The sequence below is a fragment of the Streptomyces daqingensis genome, assembly GCF_014645895.1.
Lineage (GTDB): Bacteria > Actinomycetota > Actinomycetes > Streptomycetales > Streptomycetaceae > Streptomyces > Streptomyces daqingensis.
The window spans coordinates 1-14,552 of record NZ_BMMP01000017.1; the positions used below are offsets into that span (position 1 = coordinate 1).

General features: G+C 70.2%; 12 protein-coding genes and 1 pseudogene. 4 read left to right on the forward strand and 9 right to left on the reverse strand.

The genetic code is table 11. The features are described from left to right. Positions 1 to 294: 294 nt before the first annotated feature. The 4 genes and pseudogenes from htpX (at position 295) to IEY56_RS28670 (ending at position 5,300) form a co-directional block, all read left to right on the forward strand. Positions 295 to 1,155, forward strand: a complete 861-nt coding sequence (gene htpX / locus IEY56_RS22800; protein ID WP_189039170.1) for a zinc metalloprotease HtpX — start codon at positions 295 to 297, stop codon at positions 1,153 to 1,155. A 186-nt stretch (positions 1,156 to 1,341) separates the two neighbouring features. Then, complete coding sequence (locus IEY56_RS22805) at positions 1,342 to 1,932, forward strand: TetR/AcrR family transcriptional regulator (RefSeq protein WP_189039171.1); 591 nt, start codon at positions 1,342 to 1,344, stop codon at positions 1,930 to 1,932. Between the two features lie 170 nt (positions 1,933 to 2,102). After that, positions 2,103 to 4,340 (forward strand): annotated as a pseudogene (locus IEY56_RS22810) (MMPL family transporter); the annotation flags it as partial. Positions 4,341 to 4,550: 210 nt separating this feature from the next. Beyond that, on the forward strand, positions 4,551 to 5,300 hold the full coding sequence (locus IEY56_RS28670; protein WP_268241343.1) for an MSCRAMM family protein: 750 nt from the start codon (positions 4,551 to 4,553) through the stop codon (positions 5,298 to 5,300). Positions 5,301 to 5,612: 312 nt separating this feature from the next. On the opposite strand, the gene IEY56_RS22815 is transcribed toward IEY56_RS28670, so the two are convergent. The 9 genes from IEY56_RS22815 to traA all read right to left on the reverse strand — a co-directional run bounded on the left by IEY56_RS22815 (position 5,613) and on the right by traA (position 14,546). After that, the gene (locus tag IEY56_RS22815) at positions 5,613 to 6,101 is read right to left on the reverse strand and encodes a YajQ family cyclic di-GMP-binding protein (RefSeq protein ID WP_045867278.1); all 489 of its coding nucleotides are present in this window, start codon (positions 6,099 to 6,101) and stop codon (positions 5,613 to 5,615) included. A 403-nt stretch (positions 6,102 to 6,504) separates the two neighbouring features. After that, complete coding sequence (locus tag IEY56_RS22820; protein WP_189039173.1) at positions 6,505 to 7,887, reverse strand: site-specific integrase; 1,383 nt, start codon at positions 7,885 to 7,887, stop codon at positions 6,505 to 6,507. 63 nt (positions 7,888 to 7,950) lie between these two features. Then, the gene (locus tag IEY56_RS22825) at positions 7,951 to 8,142 is read right to left on the reverse strand and encodes a helix-turn-helix transcriptional regulator (RefSeq protein WP_189039174.1); all 192 of its coding nucleotides are present in this window, start codon (positions 8,140 to 8,142) and stop codon (positions 7,951 to 7,953) included. A gap of 437 nt (positions 8,143 to 8,579) precedes the next feature. Beyond that, positions 8,580 to 10,052, reverse strand: a complete 1,473-nt coding sequence (locus tag IEY56_RS22830) for an AICE element replication initiation protein (RefSeq protein ID WP_189039175.1) — start codon at positions 10,050 to 10,052, stop codon at positions 8,580 to 8,582. Positions 10,053 to 10,055: 3 nt separating this feature from the next. Beyond that, positions 10,056 to 10,901 (reverse strand): bifunctional DNA primase/polymerase, encoded by an 846-nt coding sequence (locus IEY56_RS22835; RefSeq protein WP_189039176.1) that lies wholly within the window; start codon positions 10,899 to 10,901, stop codon positions 10,056 to 10,058. A gap of 88 nt (positions 10,902 to 10,989) precedes the next feature. After that, positions 10,990 to 11,448, reverse strand: a complete 459-nt coding sequence (locus IEY56_RS22840; RefSeq protein WP_189039177.1) for a hypothetical protein — start codon at positions 11,446 to 11,448, stop codon at positions 10,990 to 10,992. 305 nt (positions 11,449 to 11,753) lie between these two features. Further along, complete coding sequence (gene traB, locus IEY56_RS22845; protein WP_189039178.1) at positions 11,754 to 13,754, reverse strand: plasmid transfer protein TraB; 2,001 nt, start codon at positions 13,752 to 13,754, stop codon at positions 11,754 to 11,756. Positions 13,755 to 13,837: 83 nt separating this feature from the next. Beyond that, on the reverse strand, positions 13,838 to 13,993 hold the full coding sequence (locus IEY56_RS22850; RefSeq protein ID WP_189039179.1) for a hypothetical protein: 156 nt from the start codon (positions 13,991 to 13,993) through the stop codon (positions 13,838 to 13,840). A gap of 1 nt (position 13,994) precedes the next feature. After that, entirely contained in the window at positions 13,995 to 14,546 is a 552-nt protein-coding gene (gene traA, locus IEY56_RS22855) for a plasmid transfer protein TraA (RefSeq protein ID WP_189039180.1), read from the reverse strand. Positions 14,547 to 14,552: the final 6 nt, after the last annotated feature.

Genomic DNA, 14,552 nt, shown 5'->3' on the forward strand with positions numbered 1-14,552 from the left:
TTGATCAGTCAGCTCATGACGACGAGGCACCACAACTAACCAACGCCAACACCGACTTTGCGGACACGCCCTAGGGCGTGTCGCCCGGCCGCACCCGCCCGCCCGCACCCGTCCGGCAGGCCCTTTCCCGCGCCCCGGGCGCACGCCCCGCCGCGGCTGCCCCTCCGCTTGCCCGGCCCCCGCCAGGGAACTGTTGCCCCGCGCCCGGCGTTGACCAGGGCGAGAAGGTCCACGGGACCGTTGCATGACCACCCCGGCTCGGGGTTCCCCTGCCGCAATTCTGGAGGGCGTACTGTGCACCGGCACAACGGGCTGAGGACAGCTGTGCTCCTTGGGGGCCTGTCCGCTCTCATCCTCGTCGTCGGCGGCTTCTTCGGCCGTACGGGGCTGCTGCTGGCGCTCGTCGTGGCGCTGGCCACCAACGGCTACGCGTACTGGAAGAGCGACAAGATCGCTCTGCGTGCGATGCGCGCCCGTCCCGTCAGCGAGTTCGAGGCTCCGGAGCTCTACCGCCTGGTCCGCGAGCTCTCCACCGCCGCCCGCCAGCCGATGCCGCGCCTGTTCATCTCGCCGACGCAGGCGCCGAACGCCTTCGCCACCGGCCGGAACCCCCGGCACGCCGCCGTGTGCTGCACCGACGGCATCCTCCGCCTGCTGGACGAGCGCGAGCTGCGCGGCGTCATCGGGCACGAGCTGAGCCACGTCTACAACCGCGACATCCTCATCTCCTCCGTCGCCGGCGCTCTCGCCTCGGTGGTGATGTTCCTGGTGAGCTTCGCCTGGCTGATCCCCCTCGGACGCGGCGACGACGAGGAGGGTCCGGGTCTCGCCGGAATGCTGATGATCATGGTCCTCGGCCCGCTGGCCGCCGCCGTGATCCAGCTCGCGGTCTCACGCTCGCGGGAGTACGAGGCCGACGCCGCGGGCGCCCAGCTCACCGGCGACCCCCTCGCGCTGGCGTCCGCGCTGCGCAAGCTGGAGGCGGGCACCAAGCAGCTTCCCCTTCCCCCGGAGCCGCGCCTCGAGACGGCGAGTCATCTGATGATCGCGAACCCGTTCCGCCGCGGCGAGGGCATGACCCGCCTCTTCTCCACGCATCCTCCGATGGCGCAGCGCGTCGCCCGCCTGGAACGCATGGCGGGCCGGCGCCTCTGAGCCGCGTTCGCGCCCCTGGTCTCCGGGCCGGACCCGCGGGCAGGTGCGTCACCGGCGCGTCCGGCTCCCGCCGAGGAGCCTGCCGCCCTAAGGTGAGCTGCGCCACGTACGAAACGGTTTCGTTTCGCTGAGCGCCACGGTAGATTCCCGGTGTACGAAACCGTTTCGTTCGGAGTGGGGAAGCGCATGGCCGAGGCATCGACGGTGCGCCGCAGCCGGATCACGCCCGAGCGTGAGTCCGAGCTCTACGCGGCCGTGATCGGCCTGCTCCGGGAAGTCGGCTACGACGCCCTGACCATGGACGCCGTGGCCGCCCGCACCCGGTCGAGCAAGGCCACCCTCTACCGCCAGTGGGGCGGCAAGGCCGAACTCGTCGTCAAGGCGCTGCGCCACCAGCGGCCCGTCGAGCTCGCCGACGTCGACACCGGCACGCTGCGCGGCGACTTCCACGAGCTGGTCCGCTGCCAGGACGACGTCCAGGTGGAACAGCACTCCGAGTTGATGCGCGGCATGGCCATGGCGGTGCACGGCAACCCCGATCTCCTCCAGGCATTCCGCGAGTTGCTGATCGAACCGGAGCTCGCGGAGCTGCGGCGGATGCTCCACCGTGCCGTCGAGCGCGGGGAGCTGCGCGCCGACAACCCCGCCTGCGAGTACGTGGTGCACATGCTGATCGGCGCCGTCGGAGTGCGCACTCTGATCGACGGCCTTCCCCCGACGCAGGAGTTCCTCCGCTCCTACATCGACGCCGTCGTCCTCCCCGCCCTGGGGGTGTGACACGTCCCGTGAATCACCGCTCCCGCCGGAGCGCGTACCGCCGCCCACACGAAGACACGTTCCGCCACGAGCACCACGCCCGGAACGAGCACCTGACGCGACCGCTCACGTCGTCGGGCCGACACATCCAGCCCCTCAAGCCACCACGACCTGACCGGGAGTAAGCCCCCGTGGCAACATTCCTCTACAAACTGGGCCGATTCGCCTTCCGGCGACGGCACTTCGTCGCCCTCTTCTGGGTGGCCCTGCTGACGCTCGCGGGCGTCGGCGCCGCACAGGCGCCCGTAGCGGGGTCGGCCTCCTTCTCGATCCCCGGCACGGAGGCGCAGAAGGCCTTCGACCTGCTGGAGGACCGTTTCCCCGGCGCGAGCCCCGACGGAGCCACGGCGCGCGTCGTCTTCAAGGCGCCCGACGGGGAGAAGATCACCGAACCGGGCAACAGGACAGCGGTCCAGAAGGCAGTCAAGGAGCTCGGCACGGGTTCCGAAGTCGCCTCCGTCGTCGACCCGTTCAAGGTCAAGGCCGTCAGCCGCGACGCCACGACGACCTATGCGCAGGTCTCGTACGAGGTCTCCGGCATGGAGCTGGAGGACTCCTCCCGCGACGCGCTCGAAGACGTCGCACAGGACACCAGGGACGAGGGCCTGACCGTCGAGGTCGGCGGTGACGCGCTCCAGGAGGTCCCGGAGACCGGCGCCACCGAGGTGATCGGCATCGGGGTGGCCGCCGTCGTCCTGGTGATCACCTTCGGTTCGCTGATCGCGGCCGGGCTGCCGCTGGTCACAGCTCTGATCGGCGTCGGCATCGGCGTCTCCAGCATCACCGCGCTCGCGAACGCGCTCGAACTCGACTCCACCACCTCGACGCTGGCGATGATGATCGGCCTCGCCGTCGGCATCGACTACGCGCTCTTCATCGTCTCCCGCTACCGCGCCGAACTCGCAGACGGCCGCGAGCGGGAGGACGCCGCCGGCAGGGCGGTCGGCACAGCGGGCTCCGCAGTCGTCTTCGCGGGCCTCACCGTCGTGATCGCCCTGGTCGGCCTGGCCGTCGTCGACATCCCGATACTCACCAAGATGGGTGTCGCGGCCGCGGGGACGGTCGCCATAGCGGTACTCATCGCGCTCACCCTCATCCCGGCGCTGATCGGATACGCGCGCAAGCGGGTCCGTCCGGCGGGCGCGAAGCGCAGGCCGGACGGCGGGCACAAGAAGACCCGGCGCTCGGCGAAGGACGGGCGCCCCGACGGCGCACCCCGCGCAGACACCGGCGCGGAGGACGTCCCGCGCAGCGAGCCGAAGCCGAACCTGGGCACCCGCTGGGCCGGGTTCGCGATCCGGCGGCCCCTGATCGTCCTGCTGATCGCCGTCCTCGGCCTCGGCGCGGCCGCCGTCCCCGTCAAGTCGCTCGAACTCGGCCTGCCCGACGACGGTTCGCAGCCCACGGACACCACGCAGCGCAAGGCGTACGACCTGCTCTCCGAGGGGTTCGGCCCCGGCTTCAACGGCCCGCTCATGGTCGTCGTCGACGTCGCCCCGGGCGAGCAGCCGAAGGCCGCCGCCGGTGAGGTGGTCAAGGCCGTCAAGGGCCTCGACAACGTGCTCACGGTGACCCCGCCGACGTTCAACAAGTCCGGCGACACCGCCATGTTCAACGTCATCCCGGACTCCGAGCCGTCCTCCGCGAAGACCGAGGACCTGGTCGAGGACATCCGCGACGACGGAGGCGAGGTCCAGCCGGGCGGCGGCACGGACGTCCTCGTGACCGGCAGTACGGCGATGAACATCGACGTCTCGCAGAAGCTGAACGACGCCCTCGCCCCATACCTGGCGCTCGTCGTCGGCCTCGCGTTCCTGCTGCTGATCGTCGTCTTCCGCTCGATCCTGGTGCCGCTCAAGGCCGCGCTGGGCTTCCTGCTCTCCGTGCTCGCCGCGCTCGGCGCGGTCGTCGCGGTCTTCCAGTGGGGTTGGCTCGCCGACCTGCTGGCCGTCGAGGAGACGGGCCCCGTCATGTCGATGATGCCCATCTTCATGGTGGGCGTCGTCTTCGGACTGGCCATGGACTACGAGGTCTTCCTGGTCACGCGCATGCGCGAGGCCTACGTCCACGGGGAGCGGCCCAAGGAGGCGATCGTCACCGGGTTCCGGCACGGAGCGCGGGTCGTCACCGCCGCCGCCGTCATCATGATCGCCGTGTTCGCGGGCTTCATAGGGTCCGCCGACTCGATGGTCAAGATGATCGGCTTCGGCCTCGCCGTCGCCGTCCTGTTCGACGCCTTCATCGTGCGCATGGCCATCGTCCCCGCCGTCCTCGCGCTCCTCGGACGCGCCGCGTGGTGGCTGCCCCGCTGGCTCGACCGCGCCCTGCCCAACGTCGACGTCGAAGGCGACGGCCTGCGTGACGCCGCGGTCCCCGCAGGCGACGGCTCCCCGGGGCCCGGCACTCCTGTGCCTCCGCAGCTTTCGCCGCCCCGCGAGGAGGAGCGCGTCCCCGTCCCCGCCGGAGTGGCCGCGTCGTCGTACGAGCAGGGCTCCGAGGCCGCACACGAGGACCGGAGCCTCGTCCTGGCGGGTGCTGCCTCCACGGGCGGCGAGCCGTACGACCCCGAGGGCAGCGGCGTGCGCGGCACCGTCCGCAACGCCGACGGGTCGCCGGTGCCGCGTGCCGCCGTCACGCTGATCTCGCAGCGTGGCCGGCAGATCGGGCGCTCGGTGGCGCACGGCGACGGCTCGTACGTCCTGGACGCTCCCGGGCCCGGCAGCTACGTGCTGATCGCAGGCGCCGACGGCCACCAGCCCCAGGCGTCCACCGTCGTCGTGGGGGACGTCACCCTCACCCACGACATCCTCCTCACCGGCACCAGCCGCCTCACCGGAGTGGTGCGCGGCTCGGCCGACGGGCAGCCGGTCGCGGCGGCGCTCGTCGTCGTGACCGACGTACGGGGTGAGGTGCTGGCCACGGGAAGGACGGGCCGGAACGGCGACTTCACCTTCGGCGAGCTGGTCGCCGGGAACTTCACCCTCGCGGTGAACGCGCCCGGACACCGGCCCGCCGCACGCCCGGTGGAGGTCGAGGGGCAGGGCGTGACCCGCGTCGAGATCGAACTGTCGGCGGGAGCACGCGTGCACGGCACCGTCCGCGCCGTCAACGGGCCGCTCCAGGACGCCCGCGTCTCCCTGGTGGACGCCGCGGGCAACGTCGTCGCCTCCTCCACGACGGCGGAGGACGGCGCGTACGCCTTCACGGACCTCGACGCCGGCGACTACACCGTCATCGCGGCCGGCTACCCGCCGGTGGCGACCGCCCTGCACGTCGAGGGCTCGGGCGTGGACGACTTCGACCTCGAACTCAGCCACCCCGACGAGTAGTTCGACCCTCAGGCTCCCCGCCGGGCCCGTGCGCGCGTGCCAGCGGAGCACGCGTCCACGGCCCGCGCGGGGACGCCCCGGCCTCCCGCGCGAACAGCGCGGGCAAGGGACGGCCCGCCCCGGGCGGCGGGGCCGGGGCACGGACACCGCTCACGCGGGGAGTCACGCCGACCTCCCGGCAGCACACGGCGAGGGCCGCGCCCCCGAACGCATCGGGGGCGCGGCCCTCGCCGTGCCGGCGTCGGCGCTCTGCGCCCGCGGCGGGACCGCCCGGCCGGCTCGTCCCGGCTCGTGTGCGGACCGGCCGTCCGCTCAGCGGTAGTTCACGAACTGAATGGGGAAGTCGAAGTCCTTCCCCTTCAGAAGCGCGATGATCTCCTGCAGGTGGTCGCGGCTCTTCGAGGAGACGCGCAGCTCGTCGCCCTGCACCTGCGCCTTGACGCCCTTCGGGCCCTCGTCGCGGATGACCTTCGCGATCTTCTTCGCGTCGTCCTGCGCGATACCCTCCTTCAGCGTCGCGGAGATCCTGTACTCCTTGCCGGAGGCCTGCGGCTCGCCCGCGTCCAGCGCCTTGAGCGAGATGCCACGCTTGATGAGCTTGGACTGGAAGATGTCGAGGACGGCCTTCACCCGCTCTTCGGCGTTGGCCTTCATCTCGATCCGCTCGCCCGACCACGCGATCGAGGCGTCCACACCCCGGAAGTCGTAACGCTGCGAGATCTCCTTGGCGGCCTGGTTGAGGGCGTTGTCGACCTCCTGCCGCTCGACCTTCGAGACGATGTCGAAACTGGAGTCGGCCATGGTGAGTTGGCTCCTCGTCGATAGATACGTCAGGGACGCGGCCCGCGTGCGAACCGCCGGTTCAGCCTAGTCACTGAGCGCCGCTCCCACCCCTGATCAACCGGGTGGCGGACCACCCCCGGTCATCGGGTATGGTTTACACCGTTGCCACAGAGCACCGCCTCAGGCGGTCCGGGCAGCAATCCCAGGCGGTGTGGCTCAGCCTTCCCAGGTTCGAATCCTGGCGCCGCCACAGACGAAAAGCCCCCTTCTGAACTGCGGAAACGCAGCGCAGGAGGGGGTTTTTCTTTGTTCGAACGACGGCAAGGCCGGAGTGTGAAATGCGCACTTTGTCTCACCCTGTTTCGCCTATGTTCCAAGGCTGACCAGTGCGCATCCCCCCAGCTGTCCCCCGGGGGACGACCTACTCCTCTGGCTCGTTCCACTCCCGCATGGCCGCGTCGATGCGCCGGTTGGCACGGTCCTGAGTCTGGGCAAGCACCTTCGCGTAGACGCGGAACAGCACCGCGATGCTGTGGCCGGCGCGACGAGCGCACTCCATAGGGTCGACGCCCGAGCCCAGCCAGAAGGAGACCCCTGCGTGCCGTAGGTCATAAGGACGCCGAGCGAGCTGAGAGGAAACCTCCTCAGCCGTGAGTGCCCTTTCCCGGGCCTTCGCCCAGACTTCGCCGTAGCCGGTCTCCTGCAACAGCCCGCCGCGACTGGTCCGGAACAGCCGGCCGTCCGGAGCCGTACCGTGCTGGGCCAGGTGTTCGCGCAACATCCGCACGAAGTGAGGAGGGATGGGGATGGGGCGAGAGTCGTTCGCTGCACGCGCCTTGAGTCCTCGCTGCTCGTGCGCCTGGCCGTCGTCGGTCCAGCCACGGCCCGCGCGCACGACGCCCCTCCTGAGCGTCAGCACGCCCCAGCCCTTCTCGGGCAGCTGGCACTGCGCCCTCGTCAGCGCGGCTGCCTCCGCCGGCCGCATGGCCGCGTAGTAGAGACAGCCGAAGAAGGGCACCAAGTGGTCACCTCGGGCGCCCTGCTCGCCCACTGCTTTCAGCAGCGCACGCACCTGCCGAGGGTTGCCGACGTTCCCGGGATCGACCTCTTCGACCGACTTCGGCGCTGTCCACTGGATCGTGGAGAGCGGGTTCACCGGAGTGCTGAAGTACTTTCTCTCGACTGCCAGACCAAGCACGTCGCTCAGGCAGGCGCGCTTGCGCAACGCAGTCCGCGCTGCCGCCTGGGTGCCGTCCAGCTTCCGCGAGAGGGCGTCCAGCGCCCGGCGGACGACCTCGGGGTCCTCCAGGGCCGACACCGGCAGGGAGTTCTTCTCGATCCAACTCAGTGCCTTGGCCACGTCGTCCGGCGGCTCATCGTCCCAGCGCTTCTTGTTGTACGCCCAGGCGTATAGCGCACGTCGGAGCACATCGACCGCGGGGCATCCTGAACGCGTCTTGACCAGTGAAGGTGTGATGGTGGCCAGTGCATCCGCGTAGTTCTTCCTTGACTTCGCGGGAGCGCCGTCCCACTTCCGGTCGATGTACGCCCGGGTGTGCTCGTACCAGGTGATCGACCCCCGGAGCGCCCTCAGCTCTGAGACGGGCAAGCCGGTGTCTTCGTCGAACTGCTCGCCGCGGCGAAGCGCGGACATCAACTCAGCGCGCCGGCCGTCTGCCTGAGGCTTGAGCTTGTAGCTCTTGGAGTGCTTTCGTCGGCCGACGAGCCACCGGAGCCGGTACGGCTTCGGACGGTCACGGCGGACTTCGAGCGAGTAGATGCGTACGTCGAAAGTCAGAGGCATTGCTCTCCACGCAGAAGGGGCCCGCCGGGCAAGCGGGCCCCTTCTGCCAGTCGTCGGGGTGGATCAGGCGGCAGTCGACTGCTCGCAGTCGGCCCACCAGTCGTCCAGGTCACTGCGGCGAACGCGCAGTTGACCGTTGGGGAGCTTCACGAGCCGGGGCGCTTTGCCCCGGGCGCGCATGCGGTAGAACGCCGCTCGGCTCATGCCGATCTCTTCGAGGACTTCGGGGAGCTTGAGCATCTGGGAGCGTGCCAAGTTCGTTCTCTCCTCGTGGTCGCGTTGGGCTGTGTGTCCGAGGTGGGGATTTCTGCGTCACCGCGTCACCTGCGTCATCTCGTGGCGTTGACCTGGGGTTTTGTGGTGACGCAGGGGTGACGCGGTTGGGCGTTTGGTGTCGCAGGCGTTCGTTGCGGGGTGACGCAGGTGTACGCGGAATGACGCAGGTTTCAGGTCTGCGTCACCCCTGTTTCGGCAGGTCAGAAGTCGTTTTTCCGTCGTTGGTGACGCGGTGACGCAGCTTTCCCCTACTTAGGAAAAAAGAGGGGCTTCTGTTGTCTTTGGATGCGGCTCAGGGAGTTGAGAAGGAGCCGCTTCGCGGCGCGTTCTTCGGGCGGCGGCAAGCCGCCGAAGGGCAAGAAGAGCACCGCCCGGCGCTGCGGAGTGGTGCTCTTCTTGCTTGTTCGCCCGGCCGGTTAGCCCAGCTGCTGTTGCTCGGCTGGGGGTGCGGGCCGTCGGGTGATTTCGATGTAGCGGCCCTGTTTGGTGCGGCCCCAGTCGATGAGCACCCCCCGGGCGGCCAGGGTGGGTTGGAGGCGCTTGAGCCGGTCGGAGAGGACTTTGCCGGTGGTGGGCCAGCCCTTGGGCATCGGACGGCACTCCTCGCCGCTGTAGAGGCGGCTGAGGGTGTTGAGCCATTCCGAGGAGGTCATTCGCTCCGGGGCCCCGGCGGTGAGCTCGGTGGCGTGCTTGAGGACGGTCTGGGCGAGCAGGTCGCCTTCGATGACGTCGTCGTTGAGGTCATCCAGGCTGGCCCGGTAGGCAGCCAGGGCCCCGAGGCCGGTTGCGGTATCCAGCTGGGCGCACAGGTGCGCGAAGTCCGCCATTCGCAGATCGGTGGGGGTCTGCGCCTCGACCGCCCGCACCTGCACCGCGAGGTCCAGCAGGGAGCCGAGGATGACGGGCAGGGCCTCTTCGAATTCCGCCCACAGCTCCGCCTCGGTGCGCCGGACGCTGGGGCGCTCCAGACGCAGCGGCAGGAGCCGTTCCGCCAGGTCGGGGCGGATGACTCCGACGTCGATGCCGGTCATCAGCAGCGGGCGGCGGTAGCCGACGCGGAAGACGTCCCCGTCGGTGAACAGGGCCCGTTTGACGTTCTCCGCTCCGGTGACGATGCGGCACATCGCATCGGAGAGGTCTGGGGTCATGTGGGAGAGGTTGTCCAGCGCGGTGACCCATCCGGCAGCGACCGTCGCGATCAGGTTCTCCTCGTCCTTCGGCGCGTGGCGCAGGTCGCCGCTCATGCCTTCGATGATCCGCACGAGCATCCGCCCGGCGGTGGACTTGCCCGCGCCCTGCGGGCCGGTCAGGAACGGCGCCGGGACGGGCACGGAGGGTTCCAGGCAGCCGAGAAGCCAGGCGAGGGCGAGGCATTCGGTCTCCGCGGTGGCGAAGTTGCACAGCCTCAGGAGCAGGTCGATGCCCTTGCCGTCGGTGTCCTTGGCCGGCAGGGGCAGTTCACCAGTGAGCTGGGTGCGGCGCCAGCGCACTTCGTGCGGGTCGGGGACGGTGATGTCCCAGTCGCCGGGGTGGATGTGGACGGACTGGCCGTCGTTGCGGCCCAGGTCCAGCCACGTCGCACCGTGGAAGCCGGGGGCGACGCGGAGGTGGACGGGTTGCACGTCCTGGCTGAGCGCGAGTGCTTCGATCAAGTCGAGTGCCTCCTTCATGGCGGTGCCGTTGAACACGCCCAGGCCGTCGTGGAACATGCCGACCATCAACTCCTGACGGTGGCTGCCGGTCGTGCCCTGGGAGCGGATCGGCCGGGCCACTGGCTGGCCGTTGCGCTGCGCGTACACGGTCCCGTCGGCGGTGCGGAAGTACCGGAAGCGCTCCTGCGCGTAGTTGGCGATGACCTCGCGTGCCGGGTTCTTCTCCTCCTCGGACATGGGCTACATCCCCAACCTGGTGCGGGCGTTGGTCCACGCCTCCGTGCAGTGCCGCACGGACTCGCCCTTGGCCTGCGCGGCTGCGAACAGCCGCGCGACGTGAATCTCGGTGAGGCAGCCGCACCGGCCGTGGGCCGATAGCACGGCTAGGAAGGTCCGGTAGACGGTGGCGTGGATCGCGCTGGTGGCTTCGGTGATGTGCTGCTCTGCCATGGCGATCCCGCGCTCGAGGAACACCGGAGTGCGGTGTCGGCACTCACCACCTCCGGCCGGCAGCGGCACGGTGACGGCCCCGGGAGTCGGCCGGACGACGGTGGGTTCCTTCACGGCCAGCGCCCGTACGGCAGCCGGGAGTTCAGCCCTGGCGCCGTCCCCGGGGCCGATCCAGCGGGCGTAGGACATCGTGGACTTGATGTCCACGCCAGGCCGCACGCCGTTCGCGGACGGCATGACGCCGCGGTAGATCCAGTGCTCCCCGCGCGTCGTTGCCACGGTGCGGGTGGCCGGCAGTGCCTCGCGGGCCCACGCGACGGCGGCGGCGTCATCGAGGTCCACGACTGTCAGGCCGGCCCCGCCGGGGTGGTAGGCCACGGCCGCAGCATCAGCCCACGCCTTCCGCCACGGAGGGGAGGTGAGCACAGCCGGGTCGGTCGTGGCTGCTGCCCAGGCGTGGCACGGGGCCGGGCAGGCGCACGGGCCGGGGGTTGCCATGTGGGGGCGTCCGCCGCAGGCGTTGTTGCGGCAGGCTCGGCAGTTGCCCACCGGCAGCTTCGCGGCCCGCAGTGGCAGCACTGGAAGTTCCGACGCCGCCAGGTCCAACGCTGTGCGGAGTGGGTCAGGTTGGGTCATGCTGGAGACCTCCTCAGTCTCTTTCTCAGGGGCAGGGGAAGCCGGAGCGACCGCATGTCTTTGGCGAGAGAGGCGGTCGCTCCGGGCGTCAGGGGCGGTTGATGGTTCCGCCGGCGCGGCTGAAGAGGCCGGTGGCGGTGTTGTGTTGGGTGATGTGTGTGGCGCCGCTGCGGTTGGTGGCGAGGGCGATGAGTGCGGCGAGGATCCAGATTCCGGCGCCTGTCGTGAGGCCGGTGAGGGCTTGGCCGATACCCCAGCCGATGCCTGCGGCGGCGGCGCCGGTGCCGACGCCTGCGGCGAGGTAGCGCTGGGCGCGGGGGTCGAAGAGCGGCTGTGGGGTGAGGTCCCGCGGTGGCGTGGGCAGCGTTGGCGCGTGCTGTTCGTAGACGGGGACCAGGCCGCCGGCGTAGTGCTCGTAGCCGACGATCCGCCGCTCGACAGCCGGAGCCGGTGCGGGCGGGTGGACGGTGAGGGGCGCGGGCCGGTGCACGCGGGTGTCGGTGCGGGCAAGTTGCGCGGACGTGTGCGTGTGGGTGGGGGTGTGCATGGGTGCCTCCGGGCGTGGCTGTAGGGGCGGTCCCGGTGGCCGGGCCGCGGATGCTCGTCTTCGCGGGCGTGAGGTGTCAGCGCGGGGTGTCAGCGCCGTGCGAGGGCCGGTTTCTATAGGTCAACGCGTGCGCGCGCGTGAGCTGACACCCCTTCTGACACCCCCGTTGACACCCCCTCTGACAGGGGTCTGACACCCCGTGTGGGGCCGGTTCGCAAGGGGCTGACACCCCCTGACACCCCGTCTTCACGAGGTGGGGTGTCAGGGGGTGTCAGCTGGAGTGTTACCGCAGGTGGGGTGGGGTGTCAGCTCGCCGCGGCGAGGGTGGGGTAGAGGAGTGTGTAGACCCCGGCGTCGTCGGTCTCCGCGAGGTGGATTTCCTCGTCCGCGAGTTCGTTGAGGCGGGCGCTGATCCAGGCGCGGGAGCGGCCGATGCGGCCTTCGCGGCCGTAGGGCTGGAAGTGCTTCGGCCCGACGTGCTCCAGCCCGTCGCGCCGGTATTCCTCCAGCATCGCCAGCAGCTCGCTGTAGGCCTCCTCCGGACTCTTCTCCGGGGTCGGTGCGGGCTTGGCGAACGCCCACACCTCGGAGACGCTGACGGGCGGGATCTCGCGGTCGGGGTCAGCGTTCAACTGCTCCACGCTCGGGCCGCTGCCGTCGTCGTCGCTGGGGAGGCGGGCGTCGATGTCGCGGTTGATCTGCCGCTCCAGCAGCACCTCGTCCTGTCCGGCGCGTTCGTCGGTGTGCACGGGCATCTCCCGGGTCGTGTCGTCGGTGTAGTGGGTGCGCTCCGCATACGCCTCGCCGGCCGCGGTGGCGGTGACGGGGTCAGCCGCGGGGCGCGGGACTGAGGCGAGCACGGCTTCGATCTGCTGGTCGTCGGTGTAGTACGTGCGCAGCGGTGTGGCGTAGCGGTCCTCGTCGACGCCGGGGGCCACCAGGTAGGCGTATCCGGGCTTGCGGTTCTCCCACGCCTCGGGGCGGGCGCCGGCGTCGCGGACGTCTTCGGGGAGGGCCATGTCGGCGGTGGTGCCGCCCTTGACGCCGAAGCACATCACGCCACCGAGCTGTTCACGCACGTCGGTGGGCATGGAGGTCGCGGAGGGGCGTTGGAGGCTGATGATGACGGAGATCCCGGCGGAGCGGGCCTCCATGACCAGGCCTTCCATCTCGGTGCCCTCACGAAAGAACTTCGCGGCCTCCTCGATCCACACGACCATGTAGGGCATGCCCAGCTGCCGGTAGGCGTCCGGGGTCCAGTTCTTGTAGCCGTGCTCGCCCAGGGCGTCGGCGCGGGCGGTGATGACCGGGGAGAGGGCGTCGATCATCGCCTCGCCCCCGGCGGTGGTCATCTCGACCCAGTCCAGGTAGGGCAGGAACGGCGCGAAGGTCTGCTTGCCCTTGGAGGGGTCCACGGCCCACACGATCACGTCCCGCCGGGTGAGGACCTCGGCTACCGCGATGGAGACCCCGGCGGACTTCCCCGAGCCGTTCATGCCGGCGGTCAGGAAGTGGGTGGCGTTGCGGCCACTGTCCTGGTCGGCAGGGAACCACAGCTCAGCCGGGGCCCCGTCCTCGTAGATGCCCGGCTGTACCGGGTCGGTGATCGAGCCGCCTGGGTGGGACGGGCCGGGCCAGGCGGTCGGGGTCTTGAGCATGTCGGTCGGGACGAAGACCATCTCGCCCTGCGCGGCGTTCTCCGCGTCCGGCTGGATGCGGATGCTGTTGGGGGAGATGCCCAACTCGGACGCGATCTGGTTGATGCGGTTGCCAAGGTCGGCGTTGGTCAACTCGCCCGGAGCGAGCTGGTACTTGGCGGTGACCTTGTTCGGCTCGACCTTCGGCTCGCCACGCAGCCGGGCCTTGGCCTTACCCAGCGACTTCGTCAGGATGCCGGTCTCCTCACCCTCACCCTTGGCGGCGTCGGGGTTGACCCGCAGGACCTTGCGGACGTTCCACGAGGCGGCCAACGCGCTCCCGCCGATGGCGAGCCAGGTCAGCTGCGAATCCCCGAGGGGATCGGTGAAGCTGGCGACGGTCAGGTAGCCGGTCGCGGCCGCGGTGGTGAGGGTGGCGTGCAGGCGGCGGGCCTCGCTGGTGTTCTTCCCCGCCCACCACGTCGCCGCGGTCAGGGCGCCGGCGGCGAGGGTCATGCCCATGGCCACGAGCGGCTCGTTGCCCCATGCCTGGTGCGCGGCGAACGTGGCGGGCACCTGCGCGGCGGCAGCGAGCCAGGGACGTGCGTGCGGCGACGAGAGGCCCTTGCGCACGTCAGATTTGAGTGCGGACTTCGTGCTGTTGGTCATCAGGATCACTCCAGAAAGCCCCGGTGCCCGGCCCACACGATGTGGACCGGGCACCAGGGCGAGAGACGCAGGGGAATCGGTGGTCAGCCGCGCAGGAGGGCGGCGACCAGCAGGTAGGCGAAGAAGAGGCCGCCGGCGAGCATCAGGCCGTCACCGAGGAGCAGGTAGAACCGCACCCGCAGCACGACGGCGAAGGCCAGAGCCGCACCGGCGGCCACCACCAGGTCGAGGCTGGTCACGTCACCTCCAGCCGAAATGCGAGTGCTGCTTCTGCTGGGGGCGGGCCTTGCCAATCTTCATCAGCTCCGCCTCGTACTCCCGCTCAAAGGCGGAGTACAGCGCGGAGTACCACTTGGCCATCAGCTTCTCCGCCTGCGCGATCCGCTTGAGCCACCGCGTTACCCGCCGCGCGCGGGAACGGGCACCGGCCATGGACCCGGTGGTGTCGGGGATGTTGCGCAGCCTGCCTTCCAGCATCTCCGCATCGAGCGCCCGCTCGACGGCCCGCTGGCGGGCCGCCTTGCGGCCGTACTCGCAGAACGCGCGGATGTCCTCGTTGGACAGGAAGTCACCGCCGGGCATGCCCTCCTGACCGCTCTTCTTCGGGGCGCTGCCACCACCGTTCTTGGTGATGTTGATGTTGATCGAGCCGTTCAGCGCCGGGTTGAGCGAGTTGGACTTGTTGATGTGCCTCTGCGACGGCGGCACGGCGTGCGGCGGCGGGGTCGTCTTCGCCTTCCCGCCGATGTAGGGCACGTCCGGGGCGGCGTTGCGCAGATTCTGACTGGCCATGCGGGT